The organism is Winogradskyella pelagia (assembly GCF_017581965.1).
Lineage (GTDB): Bacteria > Bacteroidota > Bacteroidia > Flavobacteriales > Flavobacteriaceae > Winogradskyella > Winogradskyella pelagia.
Genome location: NZ_JAGEVF010000002.1, coordinates 427,310 through 446,001, shown reverse-complemented (window position 1 = coordinate 446,001; position 18,692 = coordinate 427,310). Strand labels below are relative to the sequence as shown.

The window sequence follows — 18,692 nt, the reverse complement described above, 5'->3', positions numbered from 1 at the left end:
CGGTGCGTTGACACCGTCGCTTATCGTTATCTCTGCCGTGGGAACAGGAAAGCTAACAGGGGAACCGTCCTGGTTGACCTGCCAGAACACGTTGGTAGTAGTGAATAAACTTAATACAATATTAGTATTTACATCAGCATCTGAAACCGTGATTGTTCCTGACTCTGCCGTATAACAATCGAAAGAAACTGAATAATTATATGTACCATTTGCAATGTTAGAAAAGGTGACATTGCCATTAACATCAGTTTGCAATGTTGTAGAATCAAAAGTTACGTCTGCCGACTCAATATTGGAAGTCGTCCCTGAGTCTGTAACATTTATATTTACATTAAATTGGGCTTGCATAATAGCTCCAATGAACATAAATACCATTAATAAGTACTGTTTTCTCATAATGAATTAATTTGAATTAGTTGATTTATCGTTGTCTTCTATCTTTTTAAGAATTTTAGAAATACCATCTTTACGCGACTCATTTTCGCGAATTAATTCCTTCAATTCTTTGTCAAGATTTTCTAAATCCTTATCCTCTTTTTTCGAAGATTTTAATTTTTGATTATTGTTGGGTGTTTTCAATTTTAAAATAGCTTTGGAGTAAAACTATTCTAACCGAAGCGTTTTAAATGAAGATCTTTGGATACAAAAAAGCTACAAGCTTAAAATGGGGTATAACATTAATACTACATAATCAATTTATCAATTGATTATGAGCGTATTAAATGATAATGTTTGTTAGGCGCAATTGCCTAAAAAATTAGGATGAAAATGAATTTAAAGACTATTTAGGTAACCAACTAAATTGTCATCACGCTCAATATTTAACTTTTTACGCAATCTGAATCTAGCCATATTTATGCTCTTTACACTTTGGTGAGTAATTGCCGAAATTTCCTTAGTTGTCATATTTAACCTTAAAAAAGCGCATATTTTCACTTCATTTAAAGTTAAATTTGGATGGGCAGCATGAAGGGCATTATAAAAATCCTTATGGACTTCTTTGAATCTGACTTCAAATTCTTCCCACATCTTTGTAGAAGAATTTTGTCGAATCTCATTTATAATTTGTTGAATCAAATCCTTATTATCTTTTTTAGCGTCTGGTTTTAACTCAATTAATTTCTTGGAAATTGATGTAATAAATTCATTCTTTTCCATAAGGTACATCATATTAGATGCTAATTCCTTTTTCTTATATTCCAAACGTTGATTCAGTTCCTTCTTTTCAAGTTGTAGATTTTGTTCCTTTAACTCAAGCTTGGCTGTCTTATTTTTTTGGTTAATGAAAAGTAATATTAAAATGATAGCTAAAAGACCAACCGCAACCGTGCCAGCTATAAACTTTATTTCCCTATTCTTATAACTAGCCTCTTTATATATACGGTCAATTTCATTCTGCCTAAGAATTTCATCAAATTGATTTTGCATTTTTAATTTGGTAAGCTGTTTTACATCATACTCTTCTTGATATTGGTTACTAAAGTCAATATATTTTTTATGGTAGTACAATGCAGAATCCAGCCTATAGCTCTTATCATATATATCAGCTAAAATCCTTGCGCTTTTCATCATATTTAATTTATACGAATTTTGTAGTGAAAGCTTTATTGCCTTATGAGCAAAAGATTTAGCGAGCTCCTCATTATTTTCTTGATGATAAATTTCGGCTGCATTGGTGTAAATTGTGGCTTTATAAAATGAGGTCGGTCCAGTATTGAAGGAATCACTTTTATCCTTTACAGAAGTCAAGGCCATTTCCAAGTATTCTGTGGCCTTAGTATATTCTTCATTGTTGAAATAGATTTCGGAAATGGAGTTATATATTTGAGCAAGGCTTACCCAATTTTCAGTTTTTAAGTGATAACTGACCAAATTTAAATATCCATCTATGGCTTCGTCATCTTTACCAAGAATACTTTTAATTAAAGCTATGTTATACAGTGGATATACCGAATTTGCTTCATCATTATTTGCTAAAAAGATGTCATAAGCCTTTTCGAAGTTAGTAACAGCATCATCATAATCTTCAATTTGTTGAAATACCAATCCCGTATTATTAAATAGATGAGGAAGTAGCGCATTAAAATTTTTAGCCTTTGCTATCTCCAAGGACTCTTGGTACAATTTTAAAGCGCTAATAGGAATGTTTTGAGCTAAGTTGATATTACCAAGGCGCATTGTCGTTTGCGCATATTTAAAATGATTTTTTGTTGATTTGTAAAGTGTTTTTGCTTTATGGTAGTAAACTTGTGAGGAGTCTAAATTGTTTTTTACTATAAAAATCCCTCCTATACTTGATGCATTTTCAGCTTCACCGAAGCTAAAATCGATCTCTTTTGCTAATCGTATTCCTTTTTTAGCGTATACAAGAGCAGAATCTGTGTCTATTTCCTTATACATTTCGCTCAATTCCGACAATAACACTACTCTTTCTTTTTTATCTGAGCTTTGCGTTAAGGCCTTTTGAATACTATCTATGGTGTTCTTTTGTGAGAAACACATAGAACTAATGCTAAACAGAAAAAATAATAGACCACTTTTCATAAATCAAATATAAAAAAGAAGTAATGATAAATGTAATTGTTTTCTGAACACCTATAGTTTTAAGAAAATTATGTCTGTTTTACTCATCCTAGTTAGAGCCTGAAATGATAAATTTTGTGAAATATGACACCTTTTCATAGGCACTTATTTGGCATTTTTTTTGATATCGATAAATCGAATCCTAAAATTGTAAACAATGAAAAAATATGTTCTAATTTTTCTTGTAGCAGTTTTAGCTACAAGTTGTAACGGCCAAACCCAAAAAAAATCAGGCCCAGAAATGGCTAAGTCTGATGAAACAAAAGACAGCATCACCCGACCCAATGAGCGTTGGCAAGTAAATAAAGAGGTTGATGAAAATGGAAATGTTATTAGGTACGACTCTATTTACTCTTGGTCTTCAAATGGCGCATTAAAAGGCATGGATACAGACAGTTTAATAGCCCAAATGCAACAACGCATGCGTAAACAATTTTCCATGTTCCAAGGGCCTAATCATTTTGGTTTCCCTGCGCATGATTCTATTATGAAACAGTTTTTTTTAGATGATTTTTTTAATGCTCCGGTGGACCCTAATTTTCCTAGCATGGATGAGATGATAAAACAAATGGAAGCGATGAGACAGCAATTTTTCAATAACCGACAAAACTATATTATTCCGCCTGAGCCAAAAGCAAAACCAAAAGACCTGAACAAAAAACAGATATAATCGAAAGTTACGCATTACCAAATTACTGGGCTTTTACCTCATTTGAAATCTAGGCTTTTGGATTGTTGGTTGTAATTGTTCTATAAATGACCAAAGTCATATAAATTTGGGGAAAGGATATTTATATTGGAGTAAATCCAATGTTAAACAATGAAACATATCCTTTTACTAACGGATTACTCTACCATTGCCCTTAATGGTATGCATTACGCCTTACAACTTTTTGCGAAGGTGCCATGTACGTTCTATGTATGCCATATAAAAAAAGCCAAGAGTTATATTTCTGACGATTTAATAACTAGCAGTTCCGCTAGTGTATATAAGTCTCTCATCAAGGATGAAAAACTCAAACTAAAAGCCATTACTAGCGGCCTTAAAAATCAGTATCATAATCCATTACACAAATTTAAAGTCATTGTAGATTATGATGCCTTTATTGATAGTATTAAGCAAAATATAGAACATTACAACATAGAAATGGTTGTAATGGGAAGTAATGGCGCCTCAAATGCAGCAGAGTCTATTTTTGGTTCCAATACACTTAAGGTTATTAGGAATATTGACATACCTACTTTAGTGATACCAGAACTCTACCGCTATAGTCCGTTACATGATATTTTATTACCGTTAGATTCCTATGACCCAAACGATGGGGATTTATTTACTAGGTTTTTGGAGTTTTCTAAACCCTATAAAAGTAAACTTCATATCCTAAGAATTACGGATACTGCTGATGCTAAGAATGATAACGATGACGAGTTACAGCATTTGAGTCAAATCATTACAGATAATGAATTTGAATATCATTATATAAAAAATGTCCCTATACATTTTTCCGTAAGTAATTATATCCAAACTCACCACATTGATTTAATGGTTCTTTTTGAACAAACGGAATCGTTTTTCAATCGTTTTTTCTTTGGCTCTGCTACCACTAGATTAAGTCAAGATTTAGTAACGCCGCTTTTGGTCTACCATTACTAAAAACTGTAGTAGTGGAATGCGCACACCAACTTACAAAGTAAGGGAGTTAAATGAAGGGGGCTAAAACTATACAAAACTATCTAGGAGAAGTGGTCTATGGCGGAATAGATGGCGCTGTAACAACCTTTGCAGTTGTATAATCAGCAGTAGGTGTAGGCTTGAGCAATAGTACAATTACTATTTTAGGTTTTGCTTATTTACTAGCCGATGGGTTTGCGATGTCCATAGGAGCTTATTTTCTTGGTGCCATTTTTAGAAACTCTAATTACAGCCTAGCTCAATTTACCTAAAACACCAATAAAAGAATTAATGGTAAACCGGTTCATTATATAACTTAGGTTTGGTAGCAATAGGCTCTAGAAGATTAAGTTCTTCTAAGGCTACAATAACCAAATTTACATATTGATCAACTGTTTCGCTTACTACCCTGGGATCGGTGATATTTATGTAACCTTTCCAAATCAGTTCTCGTTTTTCAGCAGGGCAAATGCAGTACATTGCCGTTTCTGCATGATAGATGGTATATTGCTCGTAATAATCTGGATTATAAAAAGCATCTTGGTATCTCAGGTAATCTTCCTTAAACCTTTTGTAGGTTTCATCGAACCCATCGTAATTGGTTTTATAAGCAATCTTATCTTCTGTGCCAACAATGGATGAAAGGAGAATAGTATCGTACCCTTGCTCTAATAGGTAAGATTCTAAATCATTAAGTTGCTCCTCTGTCAATTTTTCATTCTGTGTGGTTAGCATCTTAATGGTAGCACTCCTATCTGCCCTAAACCCACGCTCTTCCAATGCTGTTTTTAGTTGAATTTCAAACATTGCCCTCGCTTCTGCATTAGAGGTCAAACCTATAACCAATACTTTCTCTGGACTATACGTTTCTACATCCGGATTTTTCCAATAATCCACCAACTGCGTTTCTGAGCATCCCATTGCACTTAATAATAAAATTAATATAATTGTTGGCCTCATGGTTTGTCTATGAGTTTATTTAATTTTGTTTCTTTCAGGGCTATTTTGACCATATCAAACAATTCTGCCTTTACATTTTGATAGCGTTTCTTAAACTCACCTATCAATTCTATAAGATTGCGATGTTCTTTTTTGTAATTAGCTTCTTTTTCTAATTCATCAATTCCATCTACCATTATAGATAATTCCTTCTCGTGCTTAGTTACAGCATTATATAAAACTTCCGTCTGTTTTACGACTTGTGAGAGTCTATCGACTACATTTTTACTCGCTTCAAAACGATTTTTATCTATTAATTGAAGGGTATAGGATTTTATCAAATCCTCTAGAAAGAACTGTTCTTCTTTAAAGAAAGAGAGTTCAGAGAGCCATAATTTAGAGGCCTCGTGCATATCCTCTGCACTTAACCACTCGGTATGTTTTGCTTGGGTATGTATAGTTTTCATAATATATATATTAAAAAAGCAGAGTGTAAAACACCTAGAATACACTCTGCTATGATTCTTGAATTTTAGATAACCTCTATAACTTTTTTAGGTGTTTCTTTGGTAGGTTCTTTTTTTAGAAGATTTAATTTAAGGATCCCATCTTTATATCTTGCTTTAATATCTGCTGTATTATCTACAGTTTCTGGCAATCTTAAAGAACGTTTAAAAGCGTTGTAGCTAAATTCTCTTCGCATAAACTCATCTTCTTCCTCCTTTTTCTCCATTTCTTTTTTGGCCGATACGTTAAGGATGTGGTCGTCTAAAGTAACTTCAAAGTCGGACTTCTTAAATCCGGGAGCAGCGAATTCCACTTCAAACTCTTCCTCCAATTCCTTTACGTTCATTGCAGGCATTATAGAATCTTCTGTGAAAAAATCGTCATTAAAGAAGAAATCATCGGAACTAAAAAAATCTTTTAATTGTCTGTTATTCCATGGGAACAACCTGTTTCTGTTGTTAAATTTAATAAGTGACATAGCTTTTATTTTAAGTTATTATACAATCATTACAACCTAAATTTAAAAACATACTACAGATTCTAAAATGATATTAATCAGTTTAGGATTAAACGATTACTTGTTCCTTATCCGTGAGTTTTGGTACTTTCACATTCCAGTGAAACGCGGTTTCTAACTTCACCCTAAACGTGTTTAATGCGCTGGCTTCTCCATGGACTAGATATACGCACTCAGGTATATTCCTAATATCTGCTAACCAATCTAAAAGCCCACTTTGATCGGCATGTGCGGATAGACTTTCAATATGTCTTATTTGGGCTCTAACCGGATAATATTTTCCAAAGAACTTAATTTCATGGGCACCATCAAGAAGTTGACGTCCACGCGTACCCTCAGCTTGGTAACCTGCGAGAAGGACAGTTGTTGTAGGATGATCTATAAATTGCTGTAAATAAGTTAAAACCCTGCCACCAGTTACCATACCACTGCCTGCAATAACTACTTTTGGTCTTTTATTATTGATAGTTTCCCAGGTTTCCTTGTACGAACTTATGATATTTACGTATTGGCACATGGCCTTATACTCTGATATGGATAATTTGTGCCAGCTTGGAAATTGCTGAAACACATCTAGAACATTATTCCCCATAGGACTATCAACATAAAGTGGAATTGCTGGAATTTTACGTTCCTTATATAATTTCCATAAGATGTACATAAGGGTTTGAAGGCGCTCAACAGCGAAGCTTGGGATAATAAGTATGCCCTTATTGTATAGAGTTTTATTGATTAAGTCTATAAATACGGTCTCTAAATCTTCTTTAGGATGGCGTTTATCTCCATACGTACTCTCTAGGAATAAGAAGTCTGCCCATTCTGGTTTTTTAGGATTTTCAAGAAGATAATCATCCTTTCTGCCAACATCTCCAGAAAAGACAAATCGTTTTCCATTGATATCTAATTCTACAAAAGTAGCGCCTATAATATGGCCGTTGTACTGAAACCTTAAGGCTATATTTTCTGAGAGTTGCTGCCATGTGTTCAGAGTAGCACTTTTAAATAAGCGCAATGCTTTTTCAGCCTCATCAACAGTATAAAAAGCTAAGGCAGGCTTATGCTTTGTATACCCTTCTTTATTGGCTTTTTCTGCATCTTCTTCATGAATTTTCGCACTATCTTTAAGAATTATTTCCGCAATAGCTAATGTCGGTGCAGTACCAATAATTTTCCCCTTAAAACCCTGCTTAACCAAGCGTGGTAAATACCCTACGTGATCTAAATGACCATGAGTTAGTATAACTAAGTCTATAGCAGCAACATCTGCAGGAAGCTCAGCCCAATTTAATTCCCTAAGATGCTTCATTCCTTGGAACATACCACAATCTACCATGACGTGTAGTTCTGAGGTTTCAATAAGAAATTTAGAACCTGTTACAGTTCCGGCTGCACCTAAAAAATTCAATTTTACTAGAGGTTTCATTATTGAGGTCTTTCTATTTGACAAAGTGCGTCAAATTCGTTAAGTATTTTCTTTTTTCTAGTGTCAGAAATGCCAAGGTGGTCTAGGTAAAATGAATCTCCAATGAGCTGTCGGCATAAAACTATATTCCTACTTAAAAGAAATTGCTTTTCTCTTTGGGTGAGCAACGTTGAAACCGTAATAGGATATAGACCAAGACGATCTATCCTATCTCTTAAACTTTGACCGTTTGGGTAATCCCAACTCAATAAATAAAGACCACAACAGCTGCCATATTGTATAGCGTCCTCGGTAAAACGCGTATTGGTTACCACCCAACCTTGATTGAGTTTTGATTTTTTAGTGTTATGGTTTGGCCAATTAGCTTTAACATCTTGAAAGCGCGAGTTGATATACAGCGGAATTTTAACATTGCATTTTAAGCCTTGGTCACCATGGAATTTACACTCTACCAAAATGGTCTCATCGTCTTTGTGAGCTAAAACGTCTATTTGATGACTAACGCACTTCCCTTCCAAGACTTCATCTAGCTCGGCCGTGTAACCAGAAAAACTTAATACTTCTTTTATGAAACGCTCAAACGGAAATCCGGTTGGACCAAGCTCGTATATGGCTTTTTTCAGTTTATATCTCGAGGCGAGGTAACTCTTCTTTTTCTTTAAAAGCGCATAGGCTCTGTTATAAATTTCTTTTGTAGAAATTCCTTGGTATAATTCATCTCTTACAGCATCAATAATAGAATCGATGGTTTCTTTATTAGCACCACTCCGTTTCAATGAAGACCTCAGTTTGCTTAATGAAAACCTCACCTTTTTACCGCTAGATTTAATGATCTCAAATGTTCTATCTTTCATAATATAAAAACAACGCTGCCAGAACCGCTTGCGGCCCTGGCAGCAGCCAAACTAACCAAATTGCCGATTAAGATTTCGACAAGTAAAATTCCCTTACCGTAGCTTTAAGTTGATTTTCTGTCATTTTTTTAGACCTCATCACTTCTACTACGCAATTTCCTAAATCGGCTTTTTCTTTTACTAGATATTTATAAAAATGCTGACCCATCTGAGCAGGGCCCATAATTACTATTCTTTTTGCATTCTTTAAATTGAGACTCAAAGCATTAAAATAATGCTTCGTTATTTGCTTTTCACGTTCCAAGGTTTTTCGGTCCTTCAGCACTTCTGTTGCTCCGCCTTGACGGTCAGGGTCCTCTTCATGTAACTCTTTAAACTCAGAAAAAACTGTTTTCAATTTTACGTCCTCACCAACGAGAGTAAGAATATGCGCTTTCTCCTTATCGATCCAAATGGCTTTATCTTTCATAATAATAAATTTTAATTCTTGAGGTTATGCATTACAAGGATGGGAACTTTGCAATCGTATCCTATTTCTTTTACTAAAGCTTGACTTAAAATACTTCCAAAGAACAAATGCTTTTTATTTATAAAAGCTACCATATCACTCTCCCTGCTTTCTACAAAACAATTTATAGCCGTTGGCACATGCATATTACTCAACTGCCTAAAAACAAAATTTACCTCAGCAAAATGTTCTTGTAACAAGGCTTTATTTTCAAGTTGACTATGGCTCAATTCGCCCTCATTAATATAAAGTACTTGAATTGTTGCATGTGTTTTCTTTGCTATATCTATTAGATATTGAAGTTCTTTCTTTTTAACGGGTAACTTATAATTTGTCGGAAAAACGATTTCCTTTGGCATTGCCGGCTTTGCTTTTTCTGGCACTACTAATACAGGGCAATTGCGCACTTTCTCCATAACATTAACCGCAGTACTCCCGTAAACCATAGTTCTAGAAGCAGTTTCTCCTTTTGTGCCCATTACTATAAGGTCAATGTCCTTATCGTCAACCACAATCTTAATGGCCTCTACGGTACTGTTGAACATAGAAATAGTATTGAAATTATGGTTAGGGTACTTTTCTCTATTAAGAACGAGCATATCTAGCATGTTAGCCAACCCTGTTTCCGACTGTGCTTTAGCCATTTCATAGAGCTCGCTGCCTGGTTCCATATTCATTAGACTCTTCATAATATTTCCAGTGGCAGAAAACACATTAAGAAGATAAAATTCACAAGAATTGGATTTGTACAATTCTAAAGCATAGGTAATGGCGTGCCAGGAATTTTTTGAAAAGTCCGTTGGTAAAAGGATTCTTAACTTCATGGTTTATTTATTAATCAGTTTAAATGTAACCTGCATCAGAGATTAGAACAATGATTTCTATCACTTAAGCTGGTATTACTAGGAACGGAACAAAAGGGTGAAAACCTATTTTTTTAATGACGGGCTTAGTTGCAATGCGCTCTATCCAACTTTTCTTGTGATTGACCATAGCTAGCATATCTATTTTCAAGTCTTCAATAAATTCCTTTATCTCATTTGCTTTGGTGCTATATTCTGGCATCCAGTGAAAAGAGTAATTATATCCTTCTAACTGTGTTTTTAGATTTTCATAATTGGCCTCTTGCGCTTCACTAAGTTCCTCTTCTTCGTTTATATGTAAAATCCTAATTTGTGAATTGTAAAGTGAAAGGATTGTTTTTAATATCTGTAATTCACCTTCACCTAATTTGATTTTAAAGTCTGTTGGAAACGCTAATTGCCTTGGCTCCACATAATGGTATTCATTTGGTACAATTAAAAGCGGGCACCCTTTTAGCTTCTTAATAACTCTTACCGTGTTACTTCCAAAAAACAGTTCTTTAGCTCCAGTAGCCCCTTTGGTACCCATAACCACAAACTCTATGTTATTGGTTTTAACCTCATATGTTATGGCGTCGTATAAATCTAAGGTGCTTAATATGGTTTTAAACTCGTGATTAGGATTGTTGGTGGCAGCTTCAATCTCTGACTTTAGTTCCTTGAGTTCCTCAATTGCTTTTTCCTTCATAACCTTTAAAAGGCTATTGGAGAAATTAGACATGGTCGACACCTTTAAAGCAATGGAATTCAATAAGTAAAAACTACACGTCTCGTCTTTAAATAATTTAATGGCATAATCTACAGCACTCCATGCATTATCTGAAAAATCGGTAGGTAAAAGAATTTTGCGTTTCATGATTAATGGCTTTACGGATTAGACGGAATAACTAGAAATGGTATATTTAAATGAAACCCTATTTGATTTAGTGCCGATCTAAAAAAGAGATTTTCAAAAAATGAATGTTTGTTGTTTAACATCACCAACATATTGGTCTTGTTTTTAGTCTGAAACTCATCGATAGCATCAGTGACGTTTTCATTTCTTATATCATGAAAAATGTGGGCAATTTTATTAAAATAGGTTTCTAACAATTTCTTATTAGTTTTTTGCTGCTCTGTTAACGGAAATCCGTAAGAAACGTGCATAATATTCAATCTGCTAGTATAGGCCTTCACAATATGTAAAATAGGTTCTAGATGAAAGTCTTTAAAGGATACCTCATAGTCCGAAGGAAACAATATTTCTAACGGACGTTCAAATTGAAAATCATCTGGAATTGCTAGAACAGGACATTTCACGTTCTTAAACACATGAACCGTATTAGAACCAAACAACACTTCCTTGGCCCCTGTAGCCCCTTTTGTGCCCATAACTACATAGTCTATCTTTTGCTTTTCTGTAATTTCCTTTATTTCAGTTACTAAAGTGCTGAAGATACAAGCGCTTTCAAATTGGTGTTTTGTATTGGCAAATTCACTCTTAATTCTACCTAGTAAGTTCTCCATTTTTGATTCCGAAACGTGTTTAATGGCATCGCCTAGTCCAAATTGAGCAGGACCTATTGGCACGAATTCGGTTTGAAAAATAATCGGAGTATAGGTATGCATTAATAAAAACTTACAGTATTGATCTTTGAATAATTGGAGCGCATACTTTATGGCATTCCAAGAGTTTTCAGAAAAATCGGTTGGGAGAAGAATCGTTTTCATAGTGCTTTTAATTATGCGGTTCTACGAACATTTTGAAGTGCTAAAAACGGAATATCGGTATGCAAACAGATGTCGTCTACCTTAGACCTAAAGAGCATATCCTCCAGAAACGAATGCCTGGTGTTTGCCATTACCAAGAAGTCGACATTATGTGTTTTGATATAATCGGAAATAGCCTTAGATACATTTTTACTATCAATAGTCTCGTAATTAACTTGAAGATTAACGAGTTCTGACCTCAAAAAATCTTTATTGTCAATTTGGCGCTTAGAGAGTTTTTTACTCTTAGAAATGTAAAGCATATCTACAACCGATCTAAATGGTGATAAAATTGTACTAAGGAGTTTTAGCTCACGCCTTCTAAAGGGAATAAGATAATTGGTTGGAAATAGAACGTGCTTTGGTTGTTTATACCCATAAAACTCTGGTATTACTAAAACAGGGCATGACACATACTTTAAAACCTGTAAGGTATTGCTACCAAAAACATAACTCTTTCCTTTGCTTTCTCCTTTTGTACCCATTACGATTAGGTCCATGTTTTTGCCAATAACTAATTTATCTACCTCATCAATCAGCGAATTATATGCGGAAATGATATGGTATTTAAACCTATCGTGTGGTGCAATAGCTTTTACCTCTTCTAGTAGTAATTCTAATTTTAATTGCGATTGGTTTTTTGCTATTTCAACAACTTCTTCAAAATCCTCCTCTTCGAGTAAATCATGGTTTTTATAGACTTCTTCTTCATAAGTATGCAAAAAGTAGAATTCGGTGACATCGTGTTTAAAGAATTCTAATGCATAGCGAATAGCATTGGTTGCGTTATCTGAAAAATCGGTTGGAATAAGAATATTTTTCATATCAGAATGGTTTTATAGGACATTAAATCTAGTATCAAATTACAGATACTACAATGATATATATCAGACTAGAACTACCTAAAAGTGAAGGAGATAAAAAAGTGGACAAAAAACAGAACCAAGAAGAAAAACTTCCTGGTTCCTCGGGTATTTAGACCTTATGATATTGTCTTTGTAGCAGTTTAAAGATGTCTTTAATTCTTAAGAAAAACTGAAAGTACGCATAACAACAGCACAATTTCAATACCCTTTAAATTATTAAAAGCCCCCTTTTAATACACTACTAATGTAAAGCCTTAAATTGGTTCTTAAAATGACCAAAATCAGTTTTGCGCAAATACTACTTTAAATTAAAGACCAGATGAATATACTTCATCTGGTCTTTATGTATTGATTAATAGCAAATTTCAAGAGGCTAACTTTATGTATAAGACCTCCTTTTATTGTAGGGTAAACCTAATTTATATTTTCTTTTCAAAAAATGATATTGGTCAATTTTCTAATAAGGTATGAGTTGATAAACTTCATTTAACAAAAACAAGCCTATTAAAAAAAGTAAGGTATAAATGACCTGTACAAATTTTACATTAGTAACCTCCAGCCAATCCACCGTCCATTTAGGAAAAATAAAAAGTGCCAACCCAATAAATAGAGAGAACCAACCAATGAGTGTAATAACAATCTTGTAATTGGCTTCCCATATATTATGGAAAATAATATTCACCAATCCAACAATAATTGCTATAAAGGAACACAAAATAAGAAATTTTTCATCCTTTAAATCCTCAAATATTTGTTTAATCCGTTTAGGATTTAAACTAAGAATCAGGAAAAAAATAATGAGATACCAGCCCCAGAATTTTGCAAAAAGTTGAGAAGTTTCCATAGTTAATTATTAAGTGGTTTCATGTAGTACCAAAAATGGTATTTCTGTATGATAGGATATGTTTTCTACCCTAGTATTAAATAGTAGCTGTTGAAAGTAGTTTAAGTTTTTTGCCACCATGGCAATCATATCTACCGCCCTACTCTCAGTAAAACATTGCACGGCATCTTCTAATCTTTTATTGGATAAAAAATAAAAATCGTAGTCAAATCCATTAAAAAAATCCTCTAACAATTCTTTATTTCGGTGTTGCTCTATATTGAGTTCAGTGTTCTTTTTATTTACATGTAAAAAACTCAATTTAGCACCGTATTCTTCAATGACGTCCATGAGTGGGTTTAAGGTTTTAAAATTGTTAAAGGAAGAAAAATCTGTTGGAAATGCGATTTCTTCAATAGTTTGGTATTTAGCATTTTCTGGAACTATTAGTGTTGTACATTTTACTTTAACAATGACATCCCCAGCATTACTCCCTATTATTATTTTTTTAAGTCCAGACGCTCCCTTGGTCCCCATGACTATAAGGTCTATCTGTTTATCAATTATTTGATTTCGTATAACATCTATAAAAAAGCCATTGTCTACAATTGAATAAAATCTATGTGCCTTGTTATTTGATACCTTTGAAATACGCTTCATGAGTTTTAGCAGCTGCACTTTTGATGGCTTAGTGTAAACTTCTTCAATGACATTAGTAGAATCTCTATATGTAGGGTCATTGAGAATGCTATGGCTCAATGTATTGACGTGCAAGAGGTAAAACACACATGGTTTATCCTTTAAATACTCTAAAGCATATTCAATGGCATTCCATGAATTCTCCGAAAAATCCGTTGGTAGCAGAACACTCTTCATATCGCTAAAAATTAATGATACTAAAAGTAAATGCTAAAAGGCTTACGTAAAATGACGGGAGTCATTTAAATTTATTTCCTAATCAATTTCTTTTAAGCGCTCTAAATCCATCACAACAATATTGCGCCCTTCTGACCTAATTAATCCATCATTTTTAAAATTGGTAAGGGTCCTTATAAATGTTTCTGTAGCTACGCCAGCGACACTAGCCAAATCACTACGAGATATCTTAATAGGATCTTCTGGCCGTCTGTTTATTTTCTCAGCAAATTGCAAAATGGTTCTAGCAGTTTTCTTATTAACCGAACTATAAGCCATTTGCAAGAGTTGTTCTTTTATGTTAGATAAGTCGTCCGTTAAAAGATCTATTAAATCTATTGCAACTTTATGATTATCATTTAAAATAGCCAACAATTCGTGGAGGGCAATTGCTGTGAGCTTAGTTGGTTTTAAGGCTGTTGCCGTTTCTTTGTGCGGTAAATTGTGCGTAAACGAAGTATAGCCAAAAAGGTCATCTTCTTTAAAAAGTCCCGTGGTTAATTCCTTTCCCTGATCATCGAGTTTATGGGATTTTACAGCACCTTCGGAAATTAGATAAATGTAATTAGCGTGGTCACCTTCTTGGTAAATCATTTCATCTTTCTTATAGCTAAACTCAACACCATAATCATCAAAAAAATTCTTAAGATCATTTAGTGACCTAAGTTCATCTTGTTCCTCAATACCTGAGTAATCTTCACCTTGACGCTCATTTAAAATTTCAGCTTTTGCTAAACGACTTTTTATAGCACTGACCAATTCATCTTCAGAGAAAGGTTTGGTTATATAATCATCTGCACCCATATTCATTCCCTTTCTTACATCTTGATGCTCAGTTTTCGCAGAAAGAAAAATAAAGGGTATAAACCTGGTCTTCTTGTTTTTGGACAATTGATGTAAAACCTCATAACCATCTATCTCTGGCATCATTATATCACAGACAATTATATCTGGCAGTTCAGTCCTAGCAAGTTTCAAACCTTCTTTACCGTTAGCCGCCTTAACAACTGTAAAGCCTGAAAGTTCTAACAGTTCTGCCGTATTGTCCCTTAGTACAATATCATCTTCTATGATTAATAATTTAGCCATGTCGTTTTGTTGGAATTTTAAGAGTTACCGCAGTTCCTTTTCCCTCTTCACTCATTAAATCAATATGTCCGCCCAAATTTTCCAAATGCGTCTTAGCAATATTTAATCCAATTCCGGTTCCTTGCATATTGAGCACATTCTCTGCTCTGAAATACCTTGTAAATACATTTTCTATATCCTGCTCTGGAATACCAATACCATAGTCCTGTACAACAATAGTTGTTACATTCTTATTTTGGGTAACATTTATATCAATTTGCGAATTTTTACCAGAATATTTTACGGCATTTTGAACCACGTTAGTTAATATCAATTCAATAATCCTTTCATCTTGATGCATTTGTATATCGTTGATGTTTTCAGGATAATTAATACGTTGCCCTTCTTTAAGCAGCATATTTGCATTATAAACCACCTCATTAATAACCTTGCTCAATTTAAATTGAGACATATTATAGGTTACGGTTCCAGATTCTAAACGTTCAATAGATAAAAAATCATTGAGAATATTATTAAGGTAATGCACTTTATCTCTTATGATAGAAAGATGCTTGTTTCGTTTAGATTGGTCTTCTGTACGCTTATACTTTTCGAGAAGCATCACTGAGGTTGAAATACCGCTTAAGGGGGTTTTAAACTCATGTGAGACTAAGGACAGGAATTTGGTTTTAAGTTCGTTTAGCTCTTTTTCTTTGCTTAACGCAGCTTGAAGCTGTTGGGTTCTTTCTTCGACAGTTTTTTCAAGTTTGGTCAGATAATTTTTTTGTTCGGTAATGTCTGCCACAATACAGAAAAATACTGGTTTTTCATTTAAACAAGATAGCTGAAGCGTAACACTTACAGGATATGTACTGCCATCCTTTCTTTTGTGAACCGTTTCAAACTCTGAGCGCTTTCGTTTCTTTTTAAGTAATGGGTCTGTAAACTTCCTAAATTCTGTTTCATCCATGCTCACCTTTAAATCCATGGGTGTCATGTTTAGAAGCTCTTTGTAACTGTAACCATTATTAGTCATAGCACCCTTATTAACCCTAATAAATTTAAGGGTCTCCGCATCATAAACGTAAATTTCATTTAAGGATTCATCAAAAATTGTAGCTAAATGATTGCGCTCTTCCTCAGCCTTTACGCGCTCAGTGACATCATTTTGAATACCAATAAAATTGGTAATTACACCACGCTGATTCTTAATTGGTGTTATGTAAAGATCATTCCAAAATAAGGTACCGTCTTTTTTATAATTTCTTAAAGTGACTTGACAACTTTCACCCTTTTTAATCGCCTCTCGTATAAGCAAAATGGCTTCTTGGTCTCGGTCTGTACCTTGTAAAAACCTACAATTTGTATTTAGGATTTCCTCAGAAGAAAAACCTGTTAAATTAGAAAAGGCTTTATTATGATATATGATAGGGTTGTCCGGTTTAAGTGCATTTGTTATTATAACCCCATTACTGGCAGATTCCAAAGCCTTGCTCCTTAGCATAAAATCTATTTCACTTTCCTTCTGCTTAGAAACATCCTTCACCAATGCCATGACGTAGGTTTTGTCATAGATTTTAAACGGATTGAGCTCAACCTCTACAGGAATAATATCACCAGATTTTTTAAGACCATAAACTTCCAAGGCCTTCGCCATCGATCTATGCTTACTTTCCTCAATAAATTTGGACACATGTTTCTTATGGTCTTTATGATAATTGTGCGGTATTAGCTTTTCAATAGACTGACCTTTTATTTCTTCTTTATTGTAACCAAAAACTGTTTCAGCAACACCATTTATCTCCACTATTTGCTGTTCTTGGTCTGCAATAATAATAGCCTCTGATACCGTTTCTAATAGAATATTGAAAATTTCTTGATCTTGATTTACCATACCTTAGTTTGTAACCGACATCTCTAATAAATATACGAAAATTAGAACTATTATATTATGATAATGACCAATATCATTCTAATATTTATACGTTATAAATAATTTTGTATTCACCAAAAAACATATGCAACCACAAGCTATAATATCCGCAACATTGTCAGAACAATTAGGTAATCTATTCTATGCCATTGCTAAAGCTGATGGAACACTTTCTATTGAAGAATACATTTCATTTTCAGAAATTTTAGAAGGTCAATGGGGAGCGTATGGTGAAAAAAACATAGAGCGAATTAAGAAGCAATTTAATAAGGCCCAAAAAGAGGATCTCAATTCAACAGACTGTTTTGAGGCATTTTCGGAATATCTGAGTAAAAACCCTAACGTTTTTACAAAAAGTCTGAAGACTCTTATCTTTGAAACGAGTAATGCTATTGTTTATGCTTTCGCAAAAATCAATAAATCGGAATTAAATTTTATGGCTAGACTTAGTATAGCATTTAAAAACGCAGACATATGACATCAAATTTTAAATCAATTATCTCATCCGAAATCCCTGTACTAATTGACTTTTACGCAGATTGGTGCGGTCCTTGTAAAATGTTAGCCCCTATCCTTAAAAGCCTTAAAGATGATTTAAAGGAAAAAATTAAGATTATAAAAATTGATGTGGATAAAAACCAGAGCCTTGCCTCTAGTTATAACGTCCGTGGTGTCCCAACAATGATCTTATTTAAAAATGGACAACAAATTTGGCGACAATCTGGCGTGCTCCAAAAACAAGAACTACTAGCTGTTATAAAACCTCACCTATAAACTGCACTAGGTTAGATTGACCATCGTCATTGTTTAAGATAGCTTGAGGTTTTACATTTAAAAATGTGAAATTTCAAAATCTATAATCATGAAACGATTGATAGCTATTTATTTAATTCTGATTGGTTTACCTCTATTTATTTTTTCTCAAGACGTCTCAAATGTAGACTTTATATCGCCTTTCCATGAAGGGGTTGCAGCCATTAAAAAAGGAGATACTTGGGGATTCATAAATACCGAGGGCGATTTAATTATTGATTTCCGCAATGATTTAGTCATAGAATATTCTGAAGATATAGACTACCCTTATTTTAATTCTGGTAGATGTCTAATCAAAGAACAAAAAGACGGCATAACTTATTTCGGATATATTGACTCTTCAGGACACGAAGTACTTGAACCTCAGTTTTTAAATGCCACAGCTTTTAACGACGGTCTGGCAATAATTCTTAAATTGTATAAGAATATTTTAGGTCGTAACGATGTATTGGATAAAGCTATGATAAATTACGACTATATGGAGTTGGCCATTGATCCAGATGGAGAAATCGTACACTATATATCTGAAAAACCAGTACATATTACATTGTCTAAGTTTTTTATGAAAGGCCCACCTCCTATTAGATCAAAGTTTTTATCTAAATCCTTGATTGCCATAAGAGACGACAACAACAAATGGCGTATTAAAAAAGTTTAAA

22 protein-coding genes are annotated in these 18,692 nt (G+C 33.9%); 5 read left to right on the top strand and 17 right to left on the bottom strand.

Going from position 1 to position 18,692, the window contains the following annotated elements; all coding sequences use genetic code 11:
* The 3 genes from J4050_RS04440 to J4050_RS04430 form a co-directional block, all read right to left on the bottom strand.
* Positions 1 to 396, bottom strand: a 396-nt coding sequence (locus tag J4050_RS04440; protein WP_208152743.1) for a hypothetical protein, incomplete at its 3' end; no start/stop codon positions are given.
* 6 nt (positions 397 to 402) lie between these two features.
* A complete protein-coding gene (locus J4050_RS04435; protein ID WP_208152742.1) occupies positions 403 to 579 on the bottom strand; it encodes a hypothetical protein in 177 nt (58 codons plus the stop codon).
* A gap of 195 nt (positions 580 to 774) precedes the next feature.
* On the bottom strand, positions 775 to 2,544 hold the full coding sequence (locus J4050_RS04430) for a tetratricopeptide repeat protein (protein ID WP_208152741.1): 1,770 nt from the start codon (positions 2,542 to 2,544) through the stop codon (positions 775 to 777).
* A gap of 196 nt (positions 2,545 to 2,740) precedes the next feature.
* Between J4050_RS04430 and J4050_RS04425 the strand changes: the two genes are divergently transcribed.
* Both J4050_RS04425 and J4050_RS04420 read left to right on the top strand, forming a co-directional pair.
* Positions 2,741 to 3,253, top strand: coding sequence for a hypothetical protein (locus J4050_RS04425; protein ID WP_208152740.1), 513 nt, complete (start codon positions 2,741 to 2,743; stop codon positions 3,251 to 3,253).
* A gap of 150 nt (positions 3,254 to 3,403) precedes the next feature.
* Positions 3,404 to 4,237 (top strand): universal stress protein, encoded by an 834-nt coding sequence (locus J4050_RS04420; RefSeq protein WP_208152739.1) that lies wholly within the window; start codon positions 3,404 to 3,406, stop codon positions 4,235 to 4,237.
* Positions 4,238 to 4,543: 306 nt separating this feature from the next.
* On the opposite strand, the gene J4050_RS04415 is transcribed toward J4050_RS04420, so the two are convergent.
* The 14 genes from J4050_RS04415 to J4050_RS04350 all read right to left on the bottom strand — a co-directional run bounded on the left by J4050_RS04415 (position 4,544) and on the right by J4050_RS04350 (position 17,181).
* Entirely contained in the window at positions 4,544 to 5,215 is a 672-nt protein-coding gene (locus J4050_RS04415) for a hypothetical protein (protein ID WP_208152738.1), read from the bottom strand.
* The gene (locus J4050_RS04410; protein WP_208152737.1) at positions 5,212 to 5,661 is read right to left on the bottom strand and encodes a hypothetical protein; all 450 of its coding nucleotides are present in this window, start codon (positions 5,659 to 5,661) and stop codon (positions 5,212 to 5,214) included. Before J4050_RS04410 ends, J4050_RS04415 begins: the two co-directional genes overlap by 4 nt.
* 65 nt (positions 5,662 to 5,726) lie before the next feature.
* Complete coding sequence (locus J4050_RS04405; RefSeq protein ID WP_208152736.1) at positions 5,727 to 6,179, bottom strand: Hsp20/alpha crystallin family protein; 453 nt, start codon at positions 6,177 to 6,179, stop codon at positions 5,727 to 5,729.
* 88 nt (positions 6,180 to 6,267) lie between these two features.
* Positions 6,268 to 7,641, bottom strand: coding sequence for an MBL fold metallo-hydrolase RNA specificity domain-containing protein (locus tag J4050_RS04400; protein WP_208152735.1), 1,374 nt, complete (start codon positions 7,639 to 7,641; stop codon positions 6,268 to 6,270).
* A complete protein-coding gene (locus J4050_RS04395; protein WP_208152734.1) occupies positions 7,641 to 8,495 on the bottom strand; it encodes an ATP cone domain-containing protein in 855 nt (284 codons plus the stop codon). Before J4050_RS04395 ends, J4050_RS04400 begins: the two co-directional genes overlap by 1 nt.
* 67 nt (positions 8,496 to 8,562) lie before the next feature.
* Positions 8,563 to 8,964, bottom strand: a complete 402-nt coding sequence (locus J4050_RS04390) for a hypothetical protein (protein ID WP_208152733.1) — start codon at positions 8,962 to 8,964, stop codon at positions 8,563 to 8,565.
* A gap of 11 nt (positions 8,965 to 8,975) precedes the next feature.
* Positions 8,976 to 9,827 carry a universal stress protein gene (locus J4050_RS04385; protein ID WP_208152732.1) on the bottom strand — a complete coding sequence of 284 codons (852 nt, stop codon included), beginning with the start codon at positions 9,825 to 9,827 and terminating at the stop codon, positions 8,976 to 8,978.
* A gap of 64 nt (positions 9,828 to 9,891) precedes the next feature.
* Complete coding sequence (locus J4050_RS04380) at positions 9,892 to 10,722, bottom strand: universal stress protein (RefSeq protein WP_208152731.1); 831 nt, start codon at positions 10,720 to 10,722, stop codon at positions 9,892 to 9,894.
* An 11-nt stretch (positions 10,723 to 10,733) separates the two neighbouring features.
* The gene (locus J4050_RS04375; RefSeq protein ID WP_208152730.1) at positions 10,734 to 11,576 is read right to left on the bottom strand and encodes a universal stress protein; all 843 of its coding nucleotides are present in this window, start codon (positions 11,574 to 11,576) and stop codon (positions 10,734 to 10,736) included.
* Positions 11,577 to 11,587: 11 nt separating this feature from the next.
* The gene (locus tag J4050_RS04370; protein WP_208152729.1) at positions 11,588 to 12,439 is read right to left on the bottom strand and encodes a universal stress protein; all 852 of its coding nucleotides are present in this window, start codon (positions 12,437 to 12,439) and stop codon (positions 11,588 to 11,590) included.
* 499 nt (positions 12,440 to 12,938) lie between these two features.
* Positions 12,939 to 13,325, bottom strand: coding sequence for a hypothetical protein (locus tag J4050_RS04365; protein WP_208152728.1), 387 nt, complete (start codon positions 13,323 to 13,325; stop codon positions 12,939 to 12,941).
* A gap of 9 nt (positions 13,326 to 13,334) precedes the next feature.
* The gene (locus tag J4050_RS04360; RefSeq protein ID WP_208152727.1) at positions 13,335 to 14,180 is read right to left on the bottom strand and encodes a universal stress protein; all 846 of its coding nucleotides are present in this window, start codon (positions 14,178 to 14,180) and stop codon (positions 13,335 to 13,337) included.
* Positions 14,181 to 14,258: 78 nt separating this feature from the next.
* A complete protein-coding gene (locus J4050_RS04355) occupies positions 14,259 to 15,308 on the bottom strand; it encodes a response regulator (RefSeq protein ID WP_208152726.1) in 1,050 nt (349 codons plus the stop codon).
* On the bottom strand, positions 15,301 to 17,181 hold the full coding sequence (locus J4050_RS04350) for a sensor histidine kinase (RefSeq protein WP_208152725.1): 1,881 nt from the start codon (positions 17,179 to 17,181) through the stop codon (positions 15,301 to 15,303). The genes J4050_RS04355 and J4050_RS04350 overlap by 8 nt, the downstream gene beginning before the upstream one ends.
* Before the next feature lie 124 nt (positions 17,182 to 17,305).
* Between J4050_RS04350 and J4050_RS04345 the strand changes: the two genes are divergently transcribed.
* The 3 genes from J4050_RS04345 (at position 17,306) to J4050_RS04335 (ending at position 18,691) form a co-directional block, all read left to right on the top strand.
* Positions 17,306 to 17,698 carry a tellurite resistance TerB family protein gene (locus J4050_RS04345; protein WP_208152724.1) on the top strand — a complete coding sequence of 131 codons (393 nt, stop codon included), beginning with the start codon at positions 17,306 to 17,308 and terminating at the stop codon, positions 17,696 to 17,698.
* Positions 17,695 to 17,994 carry a thioredoxin gene (gene trxA, locus J4050_RS04340; protein WP_208152723.1) on the top strand — a complete coding sequence of 100 codons (300 nt, stop codon included), beginning with the start codon at positions 17,695 to 17,697 and terminating at the stop codon, positions 17,992 to 17,994. Before J4050_RS04345 ends, trxA begins: the two co-directional genes overlap by 4 nt.
* Positions 17,995 to 18,082: 88 nt before the next feature.
* The gene (locus J4050_RS04335; protein WP_208152722.1) at positions 18,083 to 18,691 is read left to right on the top strand and encodes a WG repeat-containing protein; all 609 of its coding nucleotides are present in this window, start codon (positions 18,083 to 18,085) and stop codon (positions 18,689 to 18,691) included.
* Position 18,692: the final 1 nt, after the last annotated feature.